The sequence below is a fragment of the Aeromicrobium sp. S22 genome, assembly GCF_009661045.1.
Taxonomy (GTDB): Bacteria; Actinomycetota; Actinomycetes; order Propionibacteriales; family Nocardioidaceae; genus Aeromicrobium; species Aeromicrobium yanjiei.
The window spans coordinates 143992-168843 of the sequence record NZ_WJWV01000001.1 but is presented as its reverse complement, the minus strand read 5'-3'; the positions used below and the strand labels follow the sequence as shown (position 1 = coordinate 168843).

Here is a 24852-nt window from a genome sequence, read left to right as displayed (position 1 = left end):
GGCTCCGCTTCCCGCGCGGCGGACCGCTTCCACGGGTCGGACGGGAGGTGCCTAGCCGAGCGCCCCCAGCTCGAAGACGTCATCGGCCTTGGGCGCCTTGGCGGGGTCGACGTCGTCGTAGTCGAACGTCAGCTTGCCCGATCCGCCCTCGGGATCCAGGCGGATCGGCCGCGCGTCCGACCTGTCGACGTACAGGGTGCCCGTCTTGGTCGTGAGGCCGACGCAGTCGACGCCCTCGACCTTCTTGCCCTTGGTCTTGGTGGGGGTGGTGTCGGGGGTCAGCAGCTGATCGATGAAGCTGTCGCGGTTCGCGAAGGTGACGATCTGCTTGAAGGCGTCACCTGACGCCAGGATCCACTTGTCGCCGATGGTCCTGGCGATCTGATCGCCGTTCGCGCCGAACTGCGAGTAGACCTCCGGACCGGCCTTGAAGTACGTCTTGTCGTCTACCGAGAGGAGCTCGATCTCGGCGTTGTCGGCCGAGATCGACCCCTCGCCGGTCGTTTTGGTGAACTCCATGTCGACCTCGATCCGGGTGGTCCCGGTCTGGCCCTCGCCCTCGACGGTCAGCGAGTCGGCGTCCTTGGCGGCGGCCTTGCTCTTGGCGAGGATCTCCTTCGCGGACAGGTCGCTGACGTCGTCGTCGCTGCCACCACCGCACCCGGCGAGGGCGAACGTCGCGGCGGCGAGCACGGCGAGAACACGGGTACGCATCATGGAGAAGCACTCCTTCGAGAAGGGAAGGGGCCTGTGGGTCCCCGGTCCGGCTCCCACGCTAGCGACTCGCTGCGCACTCCGCCGAGGTCTCTTGCCACTGCATCGAGTTGCATAGTACGGTCCAGGCATGGCCCTCGAGCACGCGATCCTCGTCTCCCTCGCGGAGCGGTCCGCCTCGGGCTATGACCTGGCCCGCCGCTTCGACGCGTCGATCGGCCACTTCTGGAAGGCCAGCCACCAGCAGATCTACAAGGTGCTGGGGCGGATGGAGGGCGACGGCTGGGTCACGTCCGAGGTCGTCCCGCAGGACGGCCGTCCGGACAAGAAGGTCTACGTCATCACCGACGTGGGGCGCGACGAGCTCGCCCGGTTCACCACCACGTCGACGCCTGTCGAGCCCCTGCGCAGCGCGTTCGCGGTCAAGCTGCGCGCCCTGCCGTTCGGTGACGCCGACGCGATCCGGCAGGACGTCCGGGTGCGGCGGAGCGCGCACGAGCAGCAGCTCGCCTACTACGCCGAGAGCGCCGCCCGGTTCTATCCCGATCCCGACCACCTCACCGACGACGAGCTCGGGGGCTGGCTCGTGCTGCGCGGCGGCATCCTGGCCGAGGAGGCCGGCATCGCGTGGTGCGACGAGATCCTTCAGCGGCTGGCGGAGCGGTGAGCGCGCAGGCCCACGACCAGGACGCCCAGCCCGATCGCGATCGCGCTCGTGATCAGCACCGCGTGGACCCAGAAGAACGCCTGCGGCTCGCTGTGCCAGTGCTCCCCGGCCCAGGCACGGTCGTCGTCCACGATCGCCTTGGCGAACCGGGGCCAGACCACGATGTTGAACAGGCCTGCGAGCACCAGGAACCGAGCAGCATTCTTCGAGATCACCCCACCATCCCATCACAGGAGACCTCATGAACGAGTTCCGCGTCGCTGTCGAGGCCGGCGACTTCGCCGCACTCGGCGACCTGCTGGCCGACGACGTCGTGTTCCGCAGCCCCGTGGCCTTCACCCCCTACGAGGGCAGGCCGATCGTGGCCGCGATCCTGCGCGGCGTGGGCCGGGTCTTCACCGACTTCCGCTACGTCCGCGAGCTCGAGGACGCCGACGGACAGGGCTCGGCGCTGGTCTTCGAGACGTACGTCGACGGCACGAGCGTCAACGGCATCGACCTGATCAGGCTCGACGGCGAGGGCAGGATCGCAGAGCTCACCGTGATGGTCCGACCCCTGTCGGCCGCCAACGCGCTGGCCACGGCCATGGCCGCCGAGTTCCCCCAGATCCAGGCCGAGGCCGCGGCCGCGATGAGCGGAGAGACCCCATGACCCCCTATCCGCACCTGCTCGAGCCGCTCGACCTCGGCCACACGACCCTGCGCAACCGCGTGGTCATGGGCTCGATGCACACCGGCCTGGAGGACCGCGCCAAGCACCTGCCCGAGCTCGCGGCGTACTTCGGTGAGCGCGCAGCGGGCGGGGTGGCCCTGTCCGTGACCGGCGGCTACGCCCCCAACTGGCACGGCTGGCTGCTGCCGTTCGGCTCCCAGATGACGTCGCGGCGGTTCGCCGACAAGCACCGCATCGTGACCGATGCGGTGCACGAGCACGACGGCAAGATCGTGATGCAGCTGCTGCACGCTGGCCGCTACGGCTACCACCCGTTCAAGCGGGCCGCCTCGGCGATCCCCTCGCCGATCACCCCGTTCGGCAAGCCGAGGGCGATGACGACCAAGGAGGTCGACCGGACGGTCGACGACTTCGCGGCGTCCGCCCGGCTCGCTCGCCGGGCCGGCTACGACGGCGTCGAGATCATGGGCTCCGAGGGCTACCTCATCAACCAGATGCTCACGGCCCGCACGAACGACCGGACCGACCGATGGGGCGGCAGCGCCGAGAACCGGATGCGTTTCCCGGTCGAGATCGTCGAGCGGGTCCGCGAGGCCGCCGGCGAGGACTTCATCGTGATGTACCGGATGTCGCTGCTCGACCTCGTCGACGACGCGCAGAGCTGGGAGGAGACCGTCGAGCTGGCCACGAAGCTGCAGACCGCCGGCGTCTCGATCATCAACACCGGCATCGGCTGGCACGAGGCGCGCATCCCCACGATCGTCACGTCCGTGCCGCGGGCGGCGTTCGCGTGGGTCACCGCCAAGCTGCGGTCCGAGGTCTCGGTGCCGGTCGTGGCCTCCAACCGCATCAACACCCCCGAGGTCGCCGAGGAGATCCTCGCGTCGGGCCAGGCCGATCTGGTGTCGATGGCCAGGCCGCTGCTCGCCGATCCGTTCTTCGTCGTCAAGGCCGCCGAGGACCGCGCCGACGAGATCAACACGTGCATCGCGTGCAACCAGGCCTGCCTCGACCACACGTTCGTCAACAAGCGGGCCAGCTGCATGGTCAACCCGCGGGCGGGCCACGAGACGCAGCTGGTGCTCACCCCGACGCGGACGGTCAAGCACATCGCCGTCGTCGGGGCCGGCCCCGCCGGGCTCGCCGCCGCGACCGAGCTGTCCGGTCGCGGACACACGGTCGAGCTGTTCGAGGCGCTGCCGGAGGTCGGCGGCCAGTTCCGGCTCGCGATGCAGATCCCCGGCAAGGAGGAGTTCCGCGAGACGATCCGCTACTACTCGCGCCGACTCGAGGTCGCAGGCGTCAAGATCCATCTCGGCACGCGCGTCGGTGTCACGGACCTCGCAGGCTTCGACGAGATCGTCCTGGCCACGGGCGTCGAGCCACGGGTGCCGGCGATCCCGGGCGTCGATCATCCCTCCGTCGTGGACTACCAGGACGTCATCCGCGGCACCGTGCCGGTCGGCCGCACCGTGGCAGTGGTCGGCGCCGGCGGCATCGGCTTCGACGTCTCCGAGTTCCTGCTGCACGAGCCCGACGAGTCGCTCGACGACTGGATGCTGCGCTGGGGAGTCACGGATCCCGCGCTCGAGCGCGGGGGTCTCACCACGAAGGTCGCGGCGCCGCCTCGGCGCGAGGTGTTCCTGCTGCAGCGCAAGACGACCGACCTGGGCAAGGGCCTCGGCAAGACGTCCGGCTGGGTGCACCGCCAGACCTTGAAGGACTCGGGCGTCCAGATGCTCAAGGGCGTCACGTACGACCGGATCGACGACGCCGGCCTGCACATCACCGTCGCGACCGGCAAGGACACCAGCGAGACGCGCGTCCTGGACGTGGACACGATCGTGCTGTGCACGGGGCAGGAGTCCGTGCGCGATCTCGTCGAGCCGCTCGAGGCCCTCGGCACGCCCGTGCACGTGATCGGCGGCGCCGACGTCGCCGCCGAGCTCGACGCCAAGCGTGCGATCAAGCAAGCCACCGAGCTCGCCGCCCGCCTCTGACCCCCCGCCGCCCCGCCCGCGGATTCCCAGGAGAACCCCCTTTCCTGACACCTCACCCCTGTTGCAACCGGGGTGAGGTACCGGCTCCCGGGGATCTCCTGGGAATCGACCACCCCGGGGGGCGGGCGGGGTGATACTGGCCGAGTGAGCACCCGCATCGTCCTGCTGCGCGCCGTGAACGTCGGTGGCGCGCAGCTGCCGATGGCCGATCTGCGGGCGATCGCGACCGACCTCGGGGCGCGCGACGTGTCGACGTACATCGCCTCGGGCAACCTGCTCGCCGACGTCCCGGACGAGCCCGAGACGTTCGACCGGGCGCTCGAGCGGGCCGTCGAGGAGCGCTTCGGCTTCTTCCGCGAGGTCATCTCGCGGACGCCCGCGCAGGTCGCCGCCGCGCTGGAGGCGCACCCGTTCGAGGTGCTCGAGCCGAAGTTCTCCTACGTCTCGTTCCTGGCGGGCGAACCGACCGCCGAGGCGATCTCGAAGGCCGAGACGTACGAGACCGGCGACGACCGCTGGCAGGTCATCGGCACCGAGATGCACATCCGCTACGCCGACGGCGCCGGCCGCCCGCAGATGAAGGCCAACTCGATCGGCCGCGCGCTCCGGGTGCCCGGCACGGCCCGCAACCTCAACACCGTGCGCAAGCTCCTCGACCTCGCGGGCTGAGCCGTGACCATCGGCAGGCCGTACGGTGTGGGCCATGGGACTCCTGAGCTTCTTGAGCGGCAACCGCAAGCCCTTCGACCCCGTCGCCGCCGCGGGTCGCGTCGAGGCACTGCAGTCGGCGCTCCCGCCCGGGACGAAGATCAACCTCCTGGAGCCCGACCGTGACCTGCGCCGGCTCGTCTACATGATCGAGCTCGTGGGTGACCGGCAGCTGGCGTCGCAGATGCTCGGCACGGCCGCCGCGATCGTCGCGTCGACCGAGGAGCGCTGGGACCTCGACCTGTCGGTGCACGACACCGCCGACGAGGAGTCGACGTACTCGTCGTTCGCCCTGCCCGACGTCCAGGTGGAATGGGTCGACGTGCTCGGTCGGGCCCACGACGAGATGTACGCGATCGCACCGGAACAGACGATCGTGCTGGACGCCGACGGCGGGGACTTCACCATCAGTGACCTCCCCCGCGGAAAGGCACTCGCGATCGCCACGGCTGCAGTCCGCTGGTGGGAGGGCATCCTGCGGGACACGGCCGGTCGCTGGTCCGACTCGACCCTGTCGGTCGAGGCCGGACCCGTCGGTGACGGCGTGAGCTCCGAGGTCATCTACAGCGCCACGGTCGAGCGGGACCCCGACCCGATGGGCTACAACAAGACCGCGACGGGATCGAAGCGCGTCACCGACGAGGAGTGGTCCCAGCGCGTCTTCGCCGCCTGGAACCAGAACCTGCCCGCGTTCGAGGCCATGCTCCGGCTGCCCGTCCCGGCAGGCCACGAGGCGGAGATCTCGTTCACCGCCACGAAGCTCAAGCCCCGCCTGTCCGTCCGGTCCCACGAGTCGTACAGCGACGAGGACAAAGCCGTCGCGAAGGATCTCGTCGCGACGATCCGCAGCCAGATCCCGGACTCCAAGCTCAAGGTCGAGTGACCCCGAGGACCACCACCGCGTACGTACGCTGGAGACATGCCCGATCAGCTCATGGACGTCCTCGGCGACCGGCGCTTGCTGGTCCTCACCGGGGCAGGGGTGTCCACCGACTCCGGCATCCCCGACTACCGCGGACCGGGGTCGCCGGTCCGCACCCCGATGACCTACCAAGAGTTCATCCGCGAGCCCGACGCTCGCCAGCGCTACTGGGCGCGGGCGCACGTCGGCTGGAGCCGCATGAAGACGGCCGAGCCCAACACCAGCCACCTGCTGCTGGCCCAGCTCGCACACGAGGGCCGGCTGACGGGACTCATCACGCAGAACGTCGACGGGCTCCACACCCGCGCGGGCCACCCCGACGTGATCGACCTGCACGGACGCATCGACCGGGTGATCTGCCTCGGCTGCGGACGGACCACCTCGCGCGCCGAGCTCCACGAACGCCTCGCAGCGCTCAACCCCGGCTACGAGGAGCGCATCGGCGAGATCGCCCCCGACGGTGACGTCGTGCTCGACGACACAGGCGACTTCCGGGTCGCCCCCTGCCTCGCGTGCGGGGGACGGCTCAAGCCCGACGTGGTGTTCTTCGGCGAGAACGTCCCGAAGGACCGCGTGGCTCGCTGCTACGCGCTCGTCGAGGAGGCCGAGGCGCTGGTCGTGCTCGGATCGTCACTGCAGGTCATGTCGGGCCTGCGGTTCGTGCGCGCCGCCCGCAAGCGCAGCATCCCGGTCGCGATCGTCAACCGCGGCGCGACCCGCGGCGACGACCTCGCGACGCTCAAGCTCGACGCAGGATGCGCCGAGACGCTGTCGGCGGCTCAGCTGAGCTGGCGCAGCCGAACCGTTTCGGGCAGCGAGGCGAGCTCGCGCAGCACGTCCTCGCCGATCTCGTCCGCGACGTCGGTCACGACGTAGCCGATCTCGCCGCGGGTCGACAGGGACTGGGCCTCGATGTTGACGCCGTGCTCGCCGAGCAGGCCGTTGATCGTCGCGAGGACGCCCGGCGCATTGCGGTGCACGAGGGCCAGGCGGTGCTTGGACCCATCGGCCGGCAGGTTGAGCTCGGGCATGTTCACGCTCAGCGACGTGCCGCCGTACGACGCGTAGGACCGCAGCTTGGAGGCCACGAAGCGCCCGATGTCCTGCTGCGCCTCCTCGGTCGAGCCACCCACGTGGGGGGTCAGGATGACGTTCTTGAGACCGCGCAGGTCCGAGTCGAACGCATCGCCCTGGCGCTTGGGCTCGATCGGGAAGACGTCGACCGCGGCGCCCGCGATGTGGCCGGACTCGAGGTTCTCCCGCAGCGCGGCGGTGTCGACGGCGATGCCGCGCGACAGGTTGAGGAACAGCGAGCGCGGCTTCATCTGCGCCATCTCCTCGGCGCCGAACAGTCCTGCGTTGCCGGGACGGCCGTCGACGTGCAGCGTGACGACGTCCGAGACCGCGAGCAGCTCCTCAAGGGTCGAGCAGCGCTTGGCGTTGCCGAGGGCGAGCTTGTCGTCGATGTCGTAGAAGACGACCGACAGACCCAGCGCCTCGGCGATGACCGAGAGCTGGCTGCCGATGTTGCCGTAGCCGATGATGCCGAGCGTACGTCCGCGGATCTCGTGGCTGCCGGCAGCGGACTTGTTCCACACACCCGCGTGCATGTCGGTCGACTTCTCGTGCAGGCGGCGCGCGAGCGAGATGATCTCGGCGATCGCGAGCTCGACCACGCTGCGGGTGTTGGAGTAGGGCGCGTTGAACACCGCGACGCCCTGGCGGGTCGTGGCGGTGAGGTCGATCTGGTTGGTGCCGATGCAGAACGCACCGATCGCGAGCAGGTCGGGAGCCGCGGCGAGGACCTTCTCGGTGATGTACGTCGTCGAGCGGATGCCGAGCAGGTGGACACCCTGGATCGCCTCGATCAGGTCGTCCTCGCCCAGGGCGCCGTCGCGGGTCTCGACCTGGAAGCCCTTGCCACGCAAGAAGTCCGCACCGTCGGTGTGGATGTTCTCGAGCAGCAGGACGCGCACGTCGCCGTCCTCGAGCCGTGCAGTGGGGAACGGAGCTGTGGTCGTCATGGTCATCATCATCGCGGTTGCCTTCAGGTCAGCGGAACTCGGCTGACGTGGGGCCCAGGCGAACGGTCCCGATGTCGTGTGTCGCAGCCGCTCCCCGGTGGTATCCACCTCAACGCCAGTCGCACCTGCTTGCGCCGAGTCTAGCGGGACTCCCCACCCAGCTCGTACGCTCCGGTGAACTGTGAGATGAGCTCCGGCGGGAGCTGCTTGTCGAGGTTCGCGAGGCGGACCTGGCCCTGTGCGATGAGCCGGCCGTCCTGGTCGGTCGAGTCCAGGTGCCAGAGCTGCTGGCTGCGACCACGGTGGATCGGTGTGGCCGTCACGGTGATCGTGTCACCGAGCTTGGCCTGGCGGATGAAGTCGGTCGAGTTGTTGCTGCCCACCACGATGCCCTTGTCGCCGAGCCAGATCTGGCCCGCGACGCTCGCGGTCGACTCGTGCACCGCACAGTAGACGCCGCCGTGCGGGATGCCGAACGGCTGCAGGTGCTGCTCGCCGATCGTGAACTGCGCGACGACCTTGTCGGGTCCTGCCTCGACGTGCTCGACACCGAGGGTGCCGTCCAGCCCGGGGATCTCAGTCATGTCCCCAGCCTAGGGACCCCTTGAATCGGGTACCCCCTGGGGGTATGGTCGCCATATGAAGACGATGCTGACCGGCCTGGTCCTGCTCCTGCTGGTCTCGGCGTGCGCCGGCGGCACCAAGCGGAGCGACAGCTCCCCGTCCGACCACAACGCCGCGGACGTCGAGTTCCTGCAGCAGATGATTCCCCACCACGAGCAGGCGCTGGAGATGACCGAGATCGCCGGACGATCCAAGGCCACCGTGGTCATCGAGCTCGCCGACAGGATCGAGGCCGGCCAGCAGCCCGAGATCGAGCGCATGCGCGGCTGGCTCGACGACTGGGACGTCGACGAGCGCGCGGCCGCGGAGCACGGCAGCGATCGGCACGACGACATGGCCGGTGACGGCATGATGACCCGAGCCCAGATGGACGAGCTCGAGTCGATGGGCGACGGCAGCGCCTTCACGAGCTCGTGGATCGCGATGATGACCGAGCACCACGAGGGCGCGATCGCGATGGCCCGTACCGAGCTGGCCGAGGGCAGCAACCCCGCCGCCAAGAAGCTGGCCCGCGAGATCATCGCGACCCAGCAGCGTGAGATCGACGAGATGTCGGCGACGGGGGTGTCACGATGACCCACGACCACACGGCTCCCGGCTACTCCGACGACAAGGTCGCCGTCCTCAAGCGGCTCAAGCGCATCGAGGGCCAGGTGCGCGGGCTCACCCGGATGGTCGAGGACGACACGTACTGCATCGACGTCCTCACCCAGGTCTCCGCCACGACGAAGGCCCTCGAGGCCGTCGCGCTCAAGCTGCTCGACGAGCACCTCGCCCACTGCGTGGTCAACGCCGCGCGCGCCGGCGGCGAGGAGGCCGACCTCAAGGTCAAGGAAGCATCCGACGCCATCGCGCGCCTCGTCCGCTCCTGACCACCCACGTTCCACGAGAGGCATGACATGACCACCAGCACCGACACCTACCGCGTCACCGGGATGACCTGCGAGCACTGCGTCGCGGCCGTCACCGAAGAGCTCTCCGCCCTCGACGGCGTCGCGTCCGTCTCCGTCGACCTCGTCCCGGGCGGCACGTCCGCCGTCACGGTCGAGAGCGACGCCCCGCTGGACCCCGCCGCCGTCGCCGAGGCGGTCGACGAGGCCGGTTATGCGGTCGCGGGCCCCCGCGACCTCCCCTTGGCATGACGCAGGAGATCAAGCTCGACATCACCGGCATGACCTGCACGTCGTGCGCGATGCGGGTCGAGAAGAAGCTCAACCGGCTCGACGGCGTCTCCGCCACGGTCAACTACGCGACCGAGAAGGCGACCGTCGAGGCCGAGGACGACGTCGAGGTGCAGACGCTCCTCGACACCGTCGCCAAGACCGGCTACTCCGCGTCCGTACGTCCCGACGTCTCCCGCCCCCGGCACGACATGGCCGACGGGGACATGTCCGGCCACGACCACGAAGGGCTGCACGGGGCCGCGTCGATGCTGCGACGGCTCAAGATCTCCGCAGCGCTCGCGATCCCCGTCGTCATCTTGTCGATGGTCCCGGCCCTGCAGTTCGACAACTGGCAGTGGCTCGCCCTCACCCTCGCCTCACCCGTGGTGGTGTGGGGCGCGTACCCGTTCCACCGGGCCGCGTGGGTCAACGCCCGTCACGGCGCGGTCACGATGGACACGCTCGTGAGCGTCGGGGTCGGCGCGGCCTGGCTCTGGTCGCTCTGGGCGCTGTTCTTCGGCGACGCCGGGACGACCGGCATGACGATGCGCTTCTCGCTGCTGCCCGGATCGGCCGGCCACGACGAGATCTACCTCGAGGTCGCCGCCGCGGTGACGGTCTTCATCCTCGCCGGCCACTATCTCGAGGCCAACGCCAAGACCCGCTCGAGCGCCGCGCTCCGCGCGCTGATGGACCTCGGGGTCCGCGACGTCACGGTCCTGCGGGGCGGACGCGAGACGTCCGTTCCCCTCGCCGACCTGCACGAGGGTGACCGCTTCGTGGTGCGCCCGGGCGAGAAGATCGCGACCGACGGCGTGGTCGAGGACGGAGCGTCGTCCGTCGACGAGTCGATGCTGACCGGCGAGTCCGTCCCCGTCGAGGTGTCACCGGGCACGAACGTGACGGGTGCGACCGTCAACCAGGACGGCCGACTCGTGGTCCGCGCCACCGCGGTGGGTGCCGACACCCAGCTCGCCCAGATGGCCCGCCTGGTCGAGGAGGCGCAGGAGGGCAAGGCCGACGTCCAGCGTCTCGCCGACCGGATCTCCGCGTGGTTCGTCCCGGCGGTCATCCTGCTGTCGATCGGCACGCTGATCGCCTGGTACGCCGCCGGCTACACCTGGACCGATGCGTTCACGGCCGCCGTGGCGGTCCTCATCATCGCCTGCCCATGCGCGCTCGGTCTCGCGACGCCGACGGCCCTCATGGTCGGCACGGGACGCGGCGCGCAGCTCGGCATCCTCATCAAGGGCCCGCAGGTGCTCGAGTCGACCCGCGCCGTCGACACCGTGGTGCTCGACAAGACCGGCACCGTGACGACCGGCGAGATGGCGGTGGTCTCCGTCGACCCCCTCCCGGGTGTGGACGCCGAGGAGCTGCGGCTCGTCGCGGCCTCGCTCGAGCACTCCTCGGAGCACCCCATCGCCCGGGCGGTCGCGACGCTCGCCGATCCGGCCCCGGTCACCGACTTCACCAACCACGCAGGATTCGGGGTCAGCGGCACGGTCGCGGGACGCCACGCGCTCATCGGACGACCGTCCTGGCTCGCCGAGCAGGGTGTGGACGTCCCGCCGCTCGAGCCGACGGACGGCACGGCGGTGGCGGTGGCGTGGGACGGCCACGTACGTGGCACGGTCACGGTCGGCGACTCGGTCAAGCCGACGTCGGCGCGCGCGGTCGCCGACCTGCGCCGGCTGGGCCTGGAGCCGGTCCTGCTCACGGGCGACAACGAGGCCGTCGCCCGGTCGGTCGCGGACGAGGTCGGCATCGAGCAGGTCATCGCCGACGTCACGCCTGCCGACAAGCTGCGGGTCGTGCAGAAGCTCCAGGCCGAGGGCCGGGTCGTGGCGATGGTCGGCGACGGCGTGAACGACGCTGCGGCCCTGGCGGCGTCCGATCTCGGGATCGCGATGGGCACGGGCACGGACGTCGCGATCCAGGCCTCCGACCTCACCCTGGTCAAGGGCGACCTGGCCACCGCGGTGGACGCCGTGCGCCTCTCGCGCGCGACGCTGCGCACGATCAAGGGCAACCTGTTCTGGGCGTTCGCCTACAACGTCGCCGCGATCCCGCTGGCCGCCCTGGGCTATCTCAACCCGTTGATCGCCGGCGCCGCGATGGCGTTCAGCAGCGTCTTCGTCGTCACCAACAGCCTGCGGCTGCGCCGGTTCAAGGCCTGAGCTCGGCCAGCAGGGCGAGCTCGTCGTCCCGGTCCAGCCCGGCCCGACGGTCGCGATCGAGCCCCCGGGCGCGCTCGTCCTCGAGCGTGCCGCGCAGGGTCTCGGCGAGTGGCCGGCGCCGCAGCCCCGTCGCGAGGGCGCGGGCGTCGTCCATCATCCCCATCCCGTGGTGGTCCGGCGGCAGCCACAGGGGCAGCGACCGTGGGCCCATCCACTCCTCGACGTCGTGCGCGCGGAGCCAGTCCGGGCCGGCAGCCACCCGCTCGCCCCGGTGCCCCGCCACCTCGGCGGACAGGCCGATCAGCTCGCCGACGGTCGTCGGCTCCCCGGCGCCGTGCACGATCCCGGTCGCCCGGTCCTCGGCCGAGCGGACGATCCAGTCCGCGAGGTCGCGCACGTCGATCACCTGCATCGGCTGGTCGGGGACGTCGGGCACCAGCACCGGCTGGTCGCCGGCCAGGGCCAGCCGCGAGACGTAGTAGCCGAGCCGGTCCGAGCGGTCTCCCGGCCCGCCGACGAGGCCCGCACGCACCACGAGATGGGTGGGCAGCTCCCGGACGTACGCCTCACAGGCGACCTTGCCCTCGCCGTAGCGCTCGGCGTCCGCGACGTCCTGCTCGAGTGCCGGCAGCAGCGGGGAGCTCTCGGACAGCGCGACGCCTTGGTCGGCGTAGACCGAGCCCGTCGAGACGAGCGTCCAGTGCCCCGCCAGGTCGCCCAGCGTCGCGACGGCCGAGCGGACCTGTCCGGGCTGCCTCGAGACGTCGACGACCATGTCCCAGCCACGACTGCGGACCTGGTCGTACGCTCCCTCGGTCGCCCGGTCGGCCCGGACGAACGTCGCCTCCGGCGGTGCGTCACCCGACTCGCCCCTGGCAAGACACGTGACCTGATGACCTCTGGCCGCGGCTGCGCGCGCGATCTCGCCACCGACCCACGACGTCCCGCCCAGCACCAGCATCTCGCCCATGCCCCTCAACCAAGCACGACCCGGCGCGGGCCGACAGGGGTGTTCACCATCGGCAGAACCCGCGCACCCCTCGACGCCGGGCCGGCGGGGGTGGGCGGGCATAACCTGTACGCATGTCTTCTGAGCTCCTCACCGTGACCGGCACCCTGCTGACCCCCGAGCGCATCGCCCTGCCCCCCGGTGGAGTCGCGACCGTCAAGCTCGTCGACGCGGCGGGCGAGGTCCTGGCGGGCACGGCGGTCGACGCGACCGACGTCCCGGTCGCGTTCACCCTCACGGTCGACCCGACGTTCGTCACCGATCCCGACTCACTGTTCCTCTGGGCCGCGCTGCGCTCCGAGGCCGGGGTGTGGGGCACGACCGAGATCGTCCCGGTGGAAGGCAGCTCCCCCGAGGTCGTGCTCGCCAAGATCGAGGACTGATGCCCCGGGGTGACAGCGCGCCGCGGGTCGTCCACCTCACCCCGGAGGACATCGCCGCCAGCCGCGCACCCGTGCTCGGGCGGATCGCGCAGATGCTGCGCCCCTATCGGACCAAGATGATCTTCGTGGCGGTCGCGGTCGTCGTCTCGGCGATCCTCACCTCGATCGTCCCGTTCCTCACCAAGGCCGTGTTCGACAAGGCCCTGTTCCCGGCCGGCGGCGAGATCCGCCTGCACCTGCTCGCGTGGCTCGTGGCCGGCATGTGCGTGATCCCGATCGTCACCGCGGTCATCGGCATCGGGCAGAACTGGCTGACGTCGACGATCGGCAACTCGGCGATGGCCGATCTGCGCGGTGACCTGTTCGCGCACCTGCAGAAGATGGAGCTCGCGTTCTTCACCGCCACCAAGACCGGGGCGATCCAGTCGCGCCTGGCCAATGACGTGGCCGGCGTGCGTACCGTCCTGACCGACACCGCGACGACGATCCTGCAGAACAGCGTGACGGTCACCGCCGCGTTCGTCTCGATGGTCATCTTGTCGTGGCAGCTCACGATCCTGACGCTGATCCTCATGCCGCTGTTCATCGCCATCCAGCTGCAGGTCGGCAAGCGCCGCCAGCGGGTCGCCCGCAAGACGCAGGAGTCGCTGTCGGAGATGACCGCGATCACCGAGGAGGCGCTCAGCGTCTCGGGCATCCTGCTGTCCAAGGTCTTCAACCGGGCCGACTCCGAGGTCGAGCGCTACCGCCAGGCCAACCGCGAGCAGACCCGGTTGCAGGTCGACCAGGCCATGACCGGCCGGGCGTTCTTCGCGACCGTGCAGACGTTCTTCGCCATCACACCGGCCGCGATCTACCTCGTCGCGGGCTACATGCTCCAGGGCGGCACGTCGCTGACCGCCGGCACGCTCGTCGCGTTCACGACGTTGCAGGCGCGACTGCAGATGCCCCTGCTACAGCTAATGCGGGTAACGCTCGACGTGCAGACCTCGCTGGCGTTGTTCCGCAGGCTCTTCGAGTACCTCGACCTCAAGCCGGCGATCACCGAGAAGCCCGGCGCGAAGGTGCTCGAGGCGGCCGATCTGCGGGGGGAGATCGAGTTCCGCGACGTCTTCTTCCGCTATCCCGAGCCGCGCACGCTGTCGGGGACCGTGCGGGGTGACCGCTTCGGCGACTCGGGCGTCCGCATCGACCGCATCGACCCGGTCGAGGAGGCGCCCACCCCCGGATGGGCCCTCGAGGGCGTCTCGCTCACCGTCAAGCCCGGACAGCTCGCCGCGATCGTCGGCCCCTCCGGCTCCGGCAAGACCACGATGACGTACCTCGTCCCGCGCTTCTACGACGTCAACGAGGGTGCGGTCCTCATCGACGGCACGGACGTCCGCGATCTCACGATGGGCTCGGTCGCCGAGGCCGTCGGCATGGTGACCCAGGAGCCCTATCTGTTCCACGGCTCGATCCGCGACAACATCGCGTACGCCAAGCCCGACGCGACCGCCCAGGAGATCGAGCAGGCCGCCCGCGACGCCAACATCCACGACCGCATCATGTCGTTCGCCGACGGTTACGAGACCATCACCGGCGAGCGCGGCTATCGCCTCAGCGGCGGCGAGAAGCAGCGCCTCGCGATCGCCCGCGTGCTGCTGATGGACCCGCGGATCCTGATCCTCGACGAGGCGACGTCTGCGCTCGACACCGAGACCGAGCGGCTCGTGCAGGACGCCCTCGAGCGCGCCACGCACAACCGCACCACGATCGCGATCGCCCACCGGCTGTCCACGATCCACAACGCCGACGTGATCTTCGGGCTCGAGGACGGCCACCTCGTCGAGCAGGGCACCCACGACGAGCTGCTCGAGCTCGGCGGTCTCTACTCACGGCTCTACGTCGAGCAGTTCGGCGCCGGTCAGATCGAGGCCCGTTTCACCGACGGCGTCCGGTTCGTCGACGGGGCGACCTACTGCGACAAGCCCGGTCCGGACGACCGCCGCGCCGACGTGGCGTTCTGAGTCAGCTCGCGGCCAGCACGCGCTTCTGTGCAGAGGCCAGGACGGACGTCACGGTCCGCTCGACCTTGGGCGTCTGCTTGAGGCCCGGCACCGAGTAGATGACCGACGTGAGGTGACCACCGGTGCACGTCTGGGCGGACAGGCCGAGGTCGGACTCGGTGATCGGCACGGGCGTGATCGTCGTGGTGGAGCCCTTCTTCGCCCCGCCGATCTCGGCGAGCGTCACGAACGCCTTGCAGGCCTCGGCGTCCGTGAAGTCGTCCGCGCCGGCCAGGAGCTTCTTGGCACGGGCCAGGTCCTTGCGGTCGGCCGCCGAGCCGTCGGCGCTCGACTTCTCCAGCTGGGCGACCACGTCGGGCAGCGAGGTCGCCCACCGCTTGGCCGGCAGGGTCGTCACCTGGATCAGTGCGTCGGGGGTCTGCCAGCGGCACTGGCTGCTCCCGCCCTCACGGGCGTCCGAGCTCACGACGATGTCGACCGCCGACCCGGCGAGCTTCTTGCGGTCGGCCGCCGTCAGCAGCTTGCACGCGGCCGACTCGTCGACGTCCGCGGTCGGCCCGTCCGAGGCCGATGACGACTCGGACGCCTTGGACCCCTTGGGCTCGTCGTCCGAGCCGCTGCAGCCCGCGACCGCGACGAGGGCCAGTGCCAGCGCGGGGACCAGCAACAGCGAGCGTGAAGTCGTCATCCGGCCACTGTAGGTCGCGGTCCATCGCGGCCGGAACGACGGCTCCGACCGAGCCCGTGCTCATGGAGTACGCGGCGTAGCCACCCGCCGGACCAAAGTGCTCGGTGCGACCGCGCCCGGGTGCAGCACCGAGGCGATCGCCTCGACCCCGTCGACGAGTCGGGGCCCGGGCCGGACGACGACCGCGTCGCCGTCGATCGCCCACACCTGCGCGCCCGGCAGCTCGCGCGCGACGACCTCCGCCTGCTGCGCGGCGCCGTCGAGGCCGAAGCCGCACGGGGCGACCACGACCACCTCGGGATCGGCCTCCCGCAGCTCGTCCCACGACCCCGGGCCCGAGGCGGCGTGCGGGTGCCCGCCGACGGGGACGCCTCCGGCGGCCGTGACCTGGTCCGGGATCCAGTGCCCGCCGGTGAACAGCGGATCGACCCACTCCACGACGGCCGTCCGGGGCCGGGATGCACCTGCGACCGCCGCGGCGACGGCGTCGAGGCGTGCCTGGAGACTCTCGACCAGTGCTGCGGCACGATCCGGTACGCCCGCCGCGCGTCCCACCGTGTGGATCGTGTCCAGCACCTCTCGCAGCGAGTACGGATCGAGCGTCACCACGTCCGCGACACAGCCCAGGTGCTCCAGCGCGGCGTCCACCTGACCCGTGGGCAGGGCGCAGACCCGGCACAGGTCCTGGCTCAGGATGAGATCGGGGCGCAGGGCCCCCAGCGCCCCCTCGTCCAGCGTGTAGAGGTCACGGCCGGCCGCGAGGCTCTCGCGGACGTAGGCGTCGATCTCGGCGGGGGTCAGCTGCGAGGTGTCCGCTCCACCGACCACCACCTGGTGGTCGGTGCGCGCGCGGGCGGGCTCATTGCACTCGAACGTCACGCCGACGAGGTGCTCGTCGAGGCCGAGGGCATAGACGATCTCCGTCGCCGAGGGCAGCAGCGAGACGATCCTCACGGCGTCGAGGACCGGCGCATGTCGCGGACCCGCAGGAACACGAAGCCCACGATGACGACCACCACCGCGAGGATGACCAGCTTCTGGAAGGCGTCGGCGTACGGCTCGACCTCGTCCCAGTTCTTGCCCAGGCGGTATCCGGTGACGACGAAGATCGAGTTCCAGATCGCGCTGCCGAGGGTCGTGAGCAGCAGGAACAGCCAGAAGTTCATCTTCTCGACGCCCGCGGGCAACGAGATGAGGCTGCGGAAGATCGGCACCATGCGACCGAAGAAGACTGCGGCTGACCCGTGCTTGAGGAACCAGGCCTCGGTCTTCTCCATGTCGCTGACCTTGAGAAGCGGCACCTTCTCGAACACGAGCGCCGCGCGGTCGCGGCCGAAGATCGCGCCGAGCCAGTACAGGATGACCGCACCCGTGACCGATCCGAGGGTCGTGGCCACGAGTGCTCCGGCCAACGAGAACGTGCCCTGGCTGGCAGCGAAACCGGCCAGCGGCAGGATCACCTCGCTGGGAATCGGCGGGAAGACGTTGTCCATCCCGACGGCCAGCCCGGCTCCGAACAGCCCCAGCTTGTCCATCAGGTCCACGGTCCAACCGGCGAGCCCGGAGTCGGGTGCGTTGCCGGTCGAGGCCGTGAGAGCGGTCAGTAGGGTCACGGGCATGAGCGTATCTCTCGGGCTCAATCGCTACGTCGTGATCACCTGCGCGGTGGCCGTGCTCCTCGTCGCCGGCGCTGTGCTCGTCCGCGCGGACGACAACGACGCGGCGGGTGGTCGGGCGGCCGGCACCCTCAGCAGCACGCCCACGCGCGCGCTGGAGGTGATCGACTCGCGCACTCCCGCGCAGTCCGCGGCAGGCGTCTCGCGGCGGCTCTTCACCTCGGCCGACACGGTCGTGGTCGTCGACCGCAAGGACCGGGCAGCCCAGCGCCGCGGCATCGCCGAGGCGACCGCGAGGGGGGTTCCGGTGCTGGTCTCGGACCCCTCGGTGCCGCGCGAGGTCGACCGTCTCGGGGCGACGACCGTCCTGACGTCCGGCCGGGTGCGGGAGGTCCCCGGCGTCCGTGCGCGTCGTCTCCCCGAGACGCCGACGACAGCCGCGCACCCGACCCGCCGGATCGACGCGATCGTGCTGACCCGCTCACGGAGCAAGAACGCCGTAGCGGTCGCGTCGGCCCGCATCGCCGGGGCCACCGTGCTGGAGGTGCCGGGAGCGGACCCACGCCTGACGCCCGCGGTGGCGAAGACCCTGCGGAACCGACCGGACAGCCCGGTCCTCGCGCTCGGACGACCGTTCGTGCGCAACCTCCCCTACACCCTGCAGACGGTCCGCCGCGACGTCCAGCAGCCGACCGGCGGCTATCTCGCGCTGCCCGGCAAGCACTACGCCGCGATGTACGGCCACCCGGGCGCACCCCAGCTGGGGGTGCTCGGCGAGCAGGGGGTCGGGGACTCGGTCGAGCGCGTCGAGCGACTCGCTCGCAAGTACCGACGGCTCGGGACGGCCACGATCGTCCCCACGTTCGAGATCATCGCGACCGTGGCATCCGCAGGGCCCGGCAAGGACAAGGACTACTCCACCGAGGCCTCGATCAAGAAGCTCGAGCCGCTCGTCGACGCCGCCGAACGGCACGGGGTCTACGTGATCCTGGACCTGCAGCCGGGACGCACCGACTTCCTGACCCAGGCCAAGCGCTACCGGCCGCTGCTCGAACGTCCTCACGTCGGCCTCGCGCTGGATCCCGAGTGGCGACTCAAACCGCACCAGAAGCACCTGCGGCAGATCGGCTCGGTGGGGATCGGCGAGGTCAACCGCACCGCGGACTGGCTCGCGGCGCTGACCCGCCGCAAGGCCCTGCCGCAGAAGATGTTCGTCCTGCACCAGTTCTCGACGTCCATGATCAGGGACCGGTCCCGGCTCGACACGGGTCACGCGGAGCTCGCGACGCTCATCCACGTCGACGGCTCGGGACCCCAGGGCGCCAAGCAGGACACCTGGCGTGTGCTGCGCAAGAACGCCCCGGACGTCGCCGGCTGGGGGTGGAAGAACTTCATCGACGAGGACGAGCCCATGCTCGACGCCCGGCAGACCTGGACCCGGGTGAAGCCGAGACCGGACCTCATCACGTACCAGTGACGCGCGGCGCTCAGCCGAAGAAGTCGCCCGCCGCAGGGGCGCCCGGCGGCGGCTCGGCGTCGCGCGCCATCGGCGTGAACCGCGAGTAGTGACCCTGGAAGCTGACCGCGATCTTGTTGGTCGGGCCGGAGCGGTTCTTGGCGATGATGATGTCGGCCTCGCCCGGACGGTCGGACTCCCCCGCGCCGAGGGCGTCGGGGCGGTTGAGCAGCAGCACGATGTCGGCGTCCTGCTCGATCGATCCGGACTCACGCAGGTCAGAGATCTGCGGGGTCTTGTCGGTGCGCTGCTCGGAGCCACGGTTGAGCTGGCTGATCGCCACGACGGGGACCTCCATCTCCTTGGCGAGCAGCTTGATGTTGCGGGAGAACTCCGAGACCTCGACCTGACGGTTCTCGACCCGCTTGCCCGACGTCATGAGCTGCAGGTAGTCGATGACCACGAAGCCCAGACCGTACTGCTTCTTGATGCGCCGGGCCTTGGACCGGATCTCGGGCATCGTCATGTTGGGGCTGTCGTCGATCACGATGGGGGCGCTGTTGACCCGGGGCATCGCCTTGGTGATGGCGTCCCAGTCGCGCTGGTGCATGCCGCCGCCGCGCATGTGGCCGATGCTGACGCGGGCCTCGGCCGAGAGCATGCGCATCGCGATCTCGGCGCCGGTCATCTCCAACGAGAAGATCGCGCACGGGATCTGGTGGCGGATCGCGGCCGAGCGCACGAAGTCCAGGCCCAGGGTCGACTTGCCGACGCCAGGACGGGCGGCCACGACGATCATCTGCCCGGCGCGGAAGCCGGTCGTGAACTTGTCGAGATCGGGGAAGCCCGAGGGCACGCCGCTCAGCGAGCCGTCGCGGCCCTGGATCTCCTCGATCTCGTCGATCGTGAGGGGCATGAGCTCGGAGACCGCGCGATAGTCCTCGGCCTGGCTCGTGCCGTCGACGTCGAGCACCTCGGCCTGGGCCCGGTCGACGATCTCGGCGACCTCGCCCTGGCCGGCCTGACCGAGCTGGGCGATGCGCTGACCGACCTCGACCAGGCGGCGCAAGATGGCCTTCTCCCGGACGATCTCGGCGTAGAAGTCGACATTGGACGCGATCGGGACGGCCTGGACCAGATCGTGCAGATAGGGCGCTCCGCCGATGCGGCCCATCTCGCCGCGACGGTGGAGCTCGGCGGCGACCGTGATCGCGTCGGCCGGCTCGCCACGGTTGGCCAGATCGGTGATGGTGTCGAAGATCAGCTCGTGCGCGGGACGGTAGAAGTCACGCCCCTGCAGGATGTCGGCGGCCGGGTCGATCGCGTTCTTGCTGATCAGCATCGCGCCGAGGACGCTCTGCTCAGCGGCGATGTCCTGTGGCGGAACGCGTCCCGAGGTGGGATCCTCGCCGGGTCCTGGACCCGCCTCGTAGAGGTCCGTCACGCTCACCGATGAGCCCCTTTCGTCGTCATGCCCGAGCGTAGATCTCGGCGCCGACACAACTGCCGACCCGTCACAGTAGGCCCCGTGCGTGTCGTCACCAAGACGGCGCCGCACAGGGGGTGTGCGCAACTGTCCCGATGCTGTGGAAAACGCCGCCCGCCCATGTGCACAGCCGGTGGACGAACATGTGGACAACGGAATTGTTTATTTGTCCTCACCCCCTCTGACCTGCACAAACGCAGTTTGTTCGGTGTGGAGACAAAATAGTTCTTGGTCGAAGTTCATCCACGGGTGCCTGTTCATACACTTGTCGACAAACCCCGTCACTTTGGTCCCAGTTCACCCAGTGGTCACGTCCAGGAAGGCCCGCATGCGTCTTCGCGCCGACGTCGATCGGCAGATCTTGGCCGTCGCCGTGCCCGCGTTCTTCGCCCTGGTGACCGAGCCGCTGATGCTGCTCGCCGACACCGCGATCATCGGCCACCTGGGCACCCCCGAGCTGGCCGGGCTGGCAGCCGCCGCCGTGGTGCTCGGGACCGTCGTCGGCCTGTGCGTCTTCCTCGCGTACGGCAGCACCGCGGCCGTCGCCCGCCACCACGGCGCGGGCGAGGTCAGCGCGGCGTACGGCCTCGCGATCAGCAGCCTGTGGCTCGCGGCGGGGCTCGGCGCCGTGCTGGGCATCGGCCTCGCCGCGACGAGCGGGCCCCTGTCCGCGGCGGTCTCCAGCTCGCAGGCCGTCGCGGACCTGGCCCAGCAGTACCTGCTCGTGTCGACCCTCGGCCTGCCCGCCGTGCTGGTGGTGCTGGCGGCGACCGGCGCGATGCGCGGCAGCCTCGACCTGCGCACCCCGCTGGTCGTGACCGTCGTGGCCAACGTCGTCAACGTCGTGCTCAACGTGGGGCTCGTCTACGGACTCGACTGGGGAGTGCGCGGGGCCGCGACCGGGACCGTGCTGGCCCAGTGGCTCGCCGCAGCGTGGCTCGTGGCGGTGATAGTGCGGCGTTCACGGCGGGCGGCAGCACCCCTGGCGCCCCGCGTGGGCGAGATCCTCGACGCCGCACGCCAGGGCGTCCCCCTGATCGTCAGGACGTTGACGCTCCGCGTCTCGATCGTCCTGGCCACGCTCGTCGCAGCAGACCTCGGCGACGTCCCGCTCGCGGCGCACCAGATCGCTGCCGCGCTCGTCGGCTTCCTCGCCTTCGGGCTCGACGCGATCGCGATCGCCGGCCAGACCCTGACCGGACGTGCCCTGGGCGCGGGCGACGCCGGCCTGACCCGGGCGCTGACCCGCCGGATGATGGCATGGGGCGTCGCCACCGGGTTCCTGGCCGGGTTCGTGCTGGCCGTCTGCGCACCGTGGCTGCCGCACCTGTTCACCTCCGACGTCGAGGTGCGCAACGCCCTGGTGCCCGCGCTGCTCGTCGTGGCAGCGATCCAGCCGCTCTCGGGGCTGGTCTTCGTGCTCGACGGGGTGCTCATCGGGGCCGGGGACGGCGTCTACCTGGCCGTCGCGGGACTCATCGTCCTCGCGGCGTACACGCCGCTCGTCCTGCTGGTCGCCTGGACCGGGGCCGGCTTCACCTGGCTCTGGGTCGCCTACGGCGGATTCATCGCGGCACGGCTCGCGACCCTGTGGCACCGCGAGCGCGGCGACGCCTGGCTGGTCCTCGGGCCCGGTCGTTCGGCAGACTGAGGCCATGACGCGCACCGAGGAGCCCACACCCGGACGACACATCGACGTACGAGGTGAGGGCCCCGTCGTCCTGCTGTGGCACGGCCGCGGGGCAGACTCCCGCGGCGTCCTGGACGCCCTGAGCGAGCTGATCGCGGCGCACGGCCTGACCGTGGTGACCCCCGACTGGGACGCCGGCCACCCCGACGGCGGGCGAGCCGACCTGCTGACGTCGGTGCGCAGGGCCCGGGAGATCGCGGCCGAGCAAGGCCAGGACCCCGACACGATCGTCGTGGCCGGCTGGTCGCTCGGCGGGGTCGCCGCCGTCAGCCTCGCGCTCAACGCCTCGCGCATCGGCGCCGGCGTGGGCGGGCTGGTGCTCATCGCCCCCGCCGACGGTCCGCGCGCGCTCGACCCCCTCACCGGGCAGCCACTGCCCACCGAGTTGCCGTCCGGAGCCGGCCGCTGCCGCGTCGACATCGTGTACGGCGAGGACGACACCATCACCCCGCCCGACATGGTGTGCGGGCTCGAGCTGCGGCTGCGGGCCGCGGGCTGGTCCACGTCACTGCACGCGATCGACGCGGACCACGGCGAGGTGGTCGGCGCGACGTACGACGAGCGGCGCGATGCCTTCGTCCCCGCGCGTACGGAGCGCGCCCGGGACGGCGCGCGCACCGTCGCGCAGATCGTCGCTGCGGCTACTTCTTCTTCGTGAACCCGACGCGGGTCCAGTCGGGCTGCTCGAACTGCGCAGCACCGTAGTTGACCACGTCCTTGCGCACCGCGACCACGATCGGGGTCACGGCCAGGGGGACGGCCGGCACCTCCTCGAGCAGCCACTCGTCGAGCTTGGCGATGCGCGTGAGGCGCCGCTCGTCGCCGAGGGTCCTGATGACGGCGTCGAACCCCTGGCCGATGCGCTTGGGACCGATGCCGGTGAAGTTCTGGGGTGAGTCGATCGGGTAGTACAGCGGCTTGGCCGCGGTGATCGGGAAGGCCGATCCGCGCCGCTGGAAGGTCACCAGGTCGAAGTCGAGCGGGATGACGATCTTCTCGTAGAAGTCCACCCCGGTGGGGGCGGAGCGCCGCTTGACCCTGATGCCGACTTGCTCGAGGTCTGCGGCGATGGCCTTGGCACGGGCGCTGCTGGTCGGGGTGTCCTTGGGCACCGGCATGATCAGCTCGAGTGGCTTGCCGCGCTTGGAGCGCATGCCGTTGGCACCCTTGGCATAGCCGGCGTCGTCGAGGATCTCCTCCGCGCGGTCCGGCTCGTACGCGATGGGATCGGAGGAGTCGCGGTAGCCCTTCTGGCCCGGCAGCAGGAGCAGGCTGCCCAGGGGTGCGGGAGGCCCGCCAAGAGCCCTCGCGGTCGTGACCGCGATCGGCACGCGGTTGATCGCGCGGGCGACCGCACGTCGTACGGCGACGTCCTTGAGCGCGCCCCGGCCGCCGTTGAGCGTGACCTGCGACCACTCGATGCCCGCCGCGCGCTGCACGACCCCGGTGCCCTTGGCCTTGGCGTACGTCGAGGCCTCCAGGTCGACCGCGTCGAGGCCGCCGTCGACGTACGCCTCGGCCTGCAGGCCGGGATCGGCGATGTTCCACGTGACACCCGCCAGCTTGGGCTTGGCCCCCCACCAGCGCGGATTGGGGCGCTGGACGATGAGGCCCTTGCGGGTGTCGATCGAGGAGACCAGGAACGGGCCGTTGGAGGGGATCGCCCGCTTGCGGAACGCCTGGTTGAACAGCTTGGGCGAGGAGGAGATGTTCTTGGGCAGCCGCGGGTAGACGTAGAGCGGCCACTCGGCCGTGGGCTCGTCGAACGTCACCGTGTAGGAGAATCTGTCGCGGCCTTGCTTGACGCCCGAGATGTCGTCGTAGCCCGCACTCGAGATGACCTCGAAGTCGTCGTCGGAGCCGTTCTGCGCCTTCCAGAACGCGGTCATGTCGGCTGCGGTGATCGGGGTGCCGCCCTGCCAGACCGCGTCGGGGTTGAGCGCGACGCGGATCTTCAGCGGGCTCTTGTCGACGACCTCGACCGAACGGGCGTAGTCGGGATCGACCATCCAGCCACCGTCGGCGGTGATGCGGATGGCGCCGCCGGTGGTCGGGGCGAGGATCCGCGCGGCATCGGAGTTGGCCGAGTCGGCCTGCAGCGGATTGAAGTTGGTGGGCAGCGTGGTGGCTGCCAGGCGCAGGGTGCCGCCAGCGGCGACATCGGCCGGATCGGCGTCCTGCCAGGCCGTGCTGGGCAGTGCCTTGTTGCTGTCGGTGGACGGCGTCGCGGTCGGCTTGTCCTCGTCGTCGTTGGACGAGCCTGTGCACCCGGAGAGCACGAGGCTCCCGGCGAGGAGGAGGGACGCGGCCGCTGCGACGGGGGTACGCATGACGGTGATCCACCGGCGACGGGCCGGCACCTGGGGTGCCGGCCCGTCAGGCGGACTACTTGGAGGCCACCACGTTGAGCTTGACCTGCGCGCTCACCTCGGGGTGAACACGCACGGCCACGGTGTGGGCGCCGAGCGACTTGATCGGGTTGCCGACCTCGATACGACGCTTGTCGACCTTGGCACCGGCCTCGGCCAGCGCCTCGGCGATGTCGGAGACCGTGACGGCGCCGAACAGGCGTCCGCCCGCACCGGCGCGAACCGGGACGTTGATCGGCGAGGACTCGAGGTTGCCCTTGATGCTCTTGGCTTCCTCGAGATCGTGCACGGCGTGCGCGTCGCGCGCAGCCTTGATCGACTCGACCTGCTTGGCAGCGCCCTTGCTCCACCGGATGGCGAAGTTGCGCGGCAGCAGGAAGTTGCGGCCGTAGCCGTCCTTGACCTCGACGATGTCGCCGGGGGTTCCGAGGTTCGTGACCTCGTGCGTGAGGATGAGCTTCATTCCAAACC

Annotated in this window: 26 protein-coding genes and 1 riboswitch; of the genes, 15 read left to right on the top strand and 11 right to left on the bottom strand. The window is 70.4% G+C overall.

What is annotated here, in order from left to right; genetic code table 11:
- Positions 1–51: 51 nt before the first annotated feature.
- The gene (locus tag GEV27_RS00870; RefSeq protein ID WP_153933230.1) at positions 52–717 is read right to left on the bottom strand and encodes a hypothetical protein; all 666 of its coding nucleotides are present in this window, start codon (positions 715–717) and stop codon (positions 52–54) included.
- Between the two features lie 127 nt (positions 718–844).
- Between GEV27_RS00870 and GEV27_RS00865 the strand changes: the two genes are divergently transcribed.
- Positions 845–1381, top strand: coding sequence for a PadR family transcriptional regulator (locus tag GEV27_RS00865; RefSeq protein WP_153933229.1), 537 nt, complete (start codon positions 845–847; stop codon positions 1379–1381).
- Here GEV27_RS00865 and GEV27_RS00860 read toward each other — a convergent pair.
- A complete protein-coding gene (locus tag GEV27_RS00860; protein ID WP_208430721.1) occupies positions 1360–1596 on the bottom strand; it encodes an SCO4848 family membrane protein in 237 nt (78 codons plus the stop codon). The two genes, GEV27_RS00865 and GEV27_RS00860, sit on opposite strands and share 22 nt — an antisense overlap.
- 26 nt (positions 1597–1622) lie before the next feature.
- Here GEV27_RS00860 and GEV27_RS00855 point away from each other — a divergent pair, with 26 nt between their 5' ends.
- The 5 genes from GEV27_RS00855 to GEV27_RS00835 all read left to right on the top strand — a co-directional run bounded on the left by GEV27_RS00855 (position 1623) and on the right by GEV27_RS00835 (position 6560).
- Positions 1623–2033 carry a nuclear transport factor 2 family protein gene (locus GEV27_RS00855; RefSeq protein WP_153909755.1) on the top strand — a complete coding sequence of 137 codons (411 nt, stop codon included), beginning with the start codon at positions 1623–1625 and terminating at the stop codon, positions 2031–2033.
- Positions 2030–4054, top strand: coding sequence for an NADPH-dependent 2,4-dienoyl-CoA reductase (locus GEV27_RS00850; RefSeq protein ID WP_153654836.1), 2025 nt, complete (start codon positions 2030–2032; stop codon positions 4052–4054). Before GEV27_RS00855 ends, GEV27_RS00850 begins: the two co-directional genes overlap by 4 nt.
- A 144-nt stretch (positions 4055–4198) precedes the next feature.
- Complete coding sequence (locus tag GEV27_RS00845) at positions 4199–4723, top strand: DUF1697 domain-containing protein (RefSeq protein ID WP_309221954.1); 525 nt, start codon at positions 4199–4201, stop codon at positions 4721–4723.
- A gap of 34 nt (positions 4724–4757) precedes the next feature.
- Positions 4758–5645: a hypothetical protein gene (locus tag GEV27_RS00840; RefSeq protein ID WP_153933228.1), complete on the top strand. Its 888-nt coding sequence runs from the start codon at positions 4758–4760 to the stop codon at positions 5643–5645.
- A 36-nt stretch (positions 5646–5681) separates the two neighbouring features.
- Positions 5682–6560 carry an NAD-dependent protein deacetylase gene (locus tag GEV27_RS00835; RefSeq protein WP_153933227.1) on the top strand — a complete coding sequence of 293 codons (879 nt, stop codon included), beginning with the start codon at positions 5682–5684 and terminating at the stop codon, positions 6558–6560.
- Here the strand turns inward: GEV27_RS00835 and serA are convergent.
- Together serA and GEV27_RS00825 are read right to left on the bottom strand one after the other, a co-directional pair.
- The gene (serA, locus tag GEV27_RS00830) at positions 6464–7708 is read right to left on the bottom strand and encodes a phosphoglycerate dehydrogenase (protein WP_228764906.1); all 1245 of its coding nucleotides are present in this window, start codon (positions 7706–7708) and stop codon (positions 6464–6466) included. The two genes, GEV27_RS00835 and serA, sit on opposite strands and share 97 nt — an antisense overlap.
- A gap of 45 nt (positions 7709–7753) precedes the next feature.
- Positions 7754–7841, bottom strand: a riboswitch (ZMP/ZTP riboswitch).
- Between the two features lie 7 nt (positions 7842–7848).
- Positions 7849–8292 carry a PaaI family thioesterase gene (locus GEV27_RS00825; protein WP_153654841.1) on the bottom strand — a complete coding sequence of 148 codons (444 nt, stop codon included), beginning with the start codon at positions 8290–8292 and terminating at the stop codon, positions 7849–7851.
- Between the two features lie 55 nt (positions 8293–8347).
- On the opposite strand from GEV27_RS00825, the gene GEV27_RS00820 reads away from it, so the two are divergent.
- Genes GEV27_RS00820 through GEV27_RS00805 form a run of 4 tightly spaced genes read left to right on the top strand, consistent with a single transcriptional unit; the run spans position 8348 to position 11675 of the window.
- The gene (locus GEV27_RS00820) at positions 8348–8908 is read left to right on the top strand and encodes a DUF305 domain-containing protein (protein ID WP_153933226.1); all 561 of its coding nucleotides are present in this window, start codon (positions 8348–8350) and stop codon (positions 8906–8908) included.
- Complete coding sequence (locus tag GEV27_RS00815; protein WP_153654843.1) at positions 8905–9204, top strand: metal-sensitive transcriptional regulator; 300 nt, start codon at positions 8905–8907, stop codon at positions 9202–9204. The genes GEV27_RS00820 and GEV27_RS00815 overlap by 4 nt, the downstream gene beginning before the upstream one ends.
- A gap of 27 nt (positions 9205–9231) precedes the next feature.
- A complete protein-coding gene (locus tag GEV27_RS00810; RefSeq protein WP_153654844.1) occupies positions 9232–9474 on the top strand; it encodes a heavy-metal-associated domain-containing protein in 243 nt (80 codons plus the stop codon).
- Complete coding sequence (locus GEV27_RS00805; RefSeq protein WP_153654845.1) at positions 9471–11675, top strand: cation-translocating P-type ATPase; 2205 nt, start codon at positions 9471–9473, stop codon at positions 11673–11675. The genes GEV27_RS00810 and GEV27_RS00805 overlap by 4 nt, the downstream gene beginning before the upstream one ends.
- Here the strand turns inward: GEV27_RS00805 and GEV27_RS00800 are convergent.
- Complete coding sequence (locus tag GEV27_RS00800; RefSeq protein ID WP_153933225.1) at positions 11665–12645, bottom strand: NAD-dependent epimerase/dehydratase family protein; 981 nt, start codon at positions 12643–12645, stop codon at positions 11665–11667. The two genes, GEV27_RS00805 and GEV27_RS00800, sit on opposite strands and share 11 nt — an antisense overlap.
- A 113-nt stretch (positions 12646–12758) precedes the next feature.
- Here GEV27_RS00800 and GEV27_RS00795 point away from each other — a divergent pair, with 113 nt between their 5' ends.
- Both GEV27_RS00795 and GEV27_RS00790 read left to right on the top strand, forming a co-directional pair.
- A complete protein-coding gene (locus tag GEV27_RS00795; protein ID WP_153654847.1) occupies positions 12759–13067 on the top strand; it encodes a YbaY family lipoprotein in 309 nt (102 codons plus the stop codon).
- Positions 13067–15076 (top strand): ABC transporter ATP-binding protein, encoded by a 2010-nt coding sequence (locus GEV27_RS00790; RefSeq protein ID WP_153933224.1) that lies wholly within the window; start codon positions 13067–13069, stop codon positions 15074–15076. Before GEV27_RS00795 ends, GEV27_RS00790 begins: the two co-directional genes overlap by 1 nt.
- A gap of 1 nt (position 15077) precedes the next feature.
- Here GEV27_RS00790 and GEV27_RS00785 read toward each other — a convergent pair whose 3' ends face one another.
- The 3 genes from GEV27_RS00785 to GEV27_RS00775 are packed head-to-tail and all read right to left on the bottom strand — an operon-like array spanning position 15078 to position 17377.
- Positions 15078–15764: a hypothetical protein gene (locus GEV27_RS00785; RefSeq protein ID WP_153654849.1), complete on the bottom strand. Its 687-nt coding sequence runs from the start codon at positions 15762–15764 to the stop codon at positions 15078–15080.
- A gap of 60 nt (positions 15765–15824) precedes the next feature.
- Positions 15825–16718 (bottom strand): ABC transporter substrate-binding protein, encoded by an 894-nt coding sequence (locus GEV27_RS00780; RefSeq protein ID WP_153654850.1) that lies wholly within the window; start codon positions 16716–16718, stop codon positions 15825–15827.
- The gene (locus tag GEV27_RS00775) at positions 16715–17377 is read right to left on the bottom strand and encodes a DedA family protein (RefSeq protein WP_243838816.1); all 663 of its coding nucleotides are present in this window, start codon (positions 17375–17377) and stop codon (positions 16715–16717) included. Before GEV27_RS00775 ends, GEV27_RS00780 begins: the two co-directional genes overlap by 4 nt.
- Positions 17378–17381: 4 nt before the next feature.
- Here GEV27_RS00775 and GEV27_RS00770 point away from each other — a divergent pair, with 4 nt between their 5' ends.
- Complete coding sequence (locus tag GEV27_RS00770; RefSeq protein WP_153933223.1) at positions 17382–18857, top strand: hypothetical protein; 1476 nt, start codon at positions 17382–17384, stop codon at positions 18855–18857.
- 10 nt (positions 18858–18867) lie between these two features.
- Here GEV27_RS00770 and dnaB read toward each other — a convergent pair whose 3' ends face one another.
- On the bottom strand, positions 18868–20286 hold the full coding sequence (gene dnaB / locus GEV27_RS00765; protein WP_153654852.1) for a replicative DNA helicase: 1419 nt from the start codon (positions 20284–20286) through the stop codon (positions 18868–18870).
- Between the two features lie 364 nt (positions 20287–20650).
- On the opposite strand from dnaB, the gene GEV27_RS00760 reads away from it, so the two are divergent.
- On the top strand, positions 20651–21973 hold the full coding sequence (locus GEV27_RS00760; RefSeq protein WP_153654853.1) for an MATE family efflux transporter: 1323 nt from the start codon (positions 20651–20653) through the stop codon (positions 21971–21973).
- A 4-nt stretch (positions 21974–21977) separates the two neighbouring features.
- The gene (locus GEV27_RS00755) at positions 21978–22670 is read left to right on the top strand and encodes an alpha/beta hydrolase (protein ID WP_153654854.1); all 693 of its coding nucleotides are present in this window, start codon (positions 21978–21980) and stop codon (positions 22668–22670) included.
- Here the strand turns inward: GEV27_RS00755 and GEV27_RS00750 are convergent.
- Together GEV27_RS00750 and rplI are read right to left on the bottom strand one after the other, a co-directional pair.
- Complete coding sequence (locus GEV27_RS00750) at positions 22654–24342, bottom strand: ABC transporter substrate-binding protein (protein WP_153933221.1); 1689 nt, start codon at positions 24340–24342, stop codon at positions 22654–22656. The genes GEV27_RS00755 and GEV27_RS00750 overlap by 17 nt on opposite strands.
- A 55-nt stretch (positions 24343–24397) precedes the next feature.
- Positions 24398–24844: a 50S ribosomal protein L9 gene (gene rplI / locus GEV27_RS00745; RefSeq protein ID WP_153654856.1), complete on the bottom strand. Its 447-nt coding sequence runs from the start codon at positions 24842–24844 to the stop codon at positions 24398–24400.
- Positions 24845–24852: the final 8 nt, after the last annotated feature.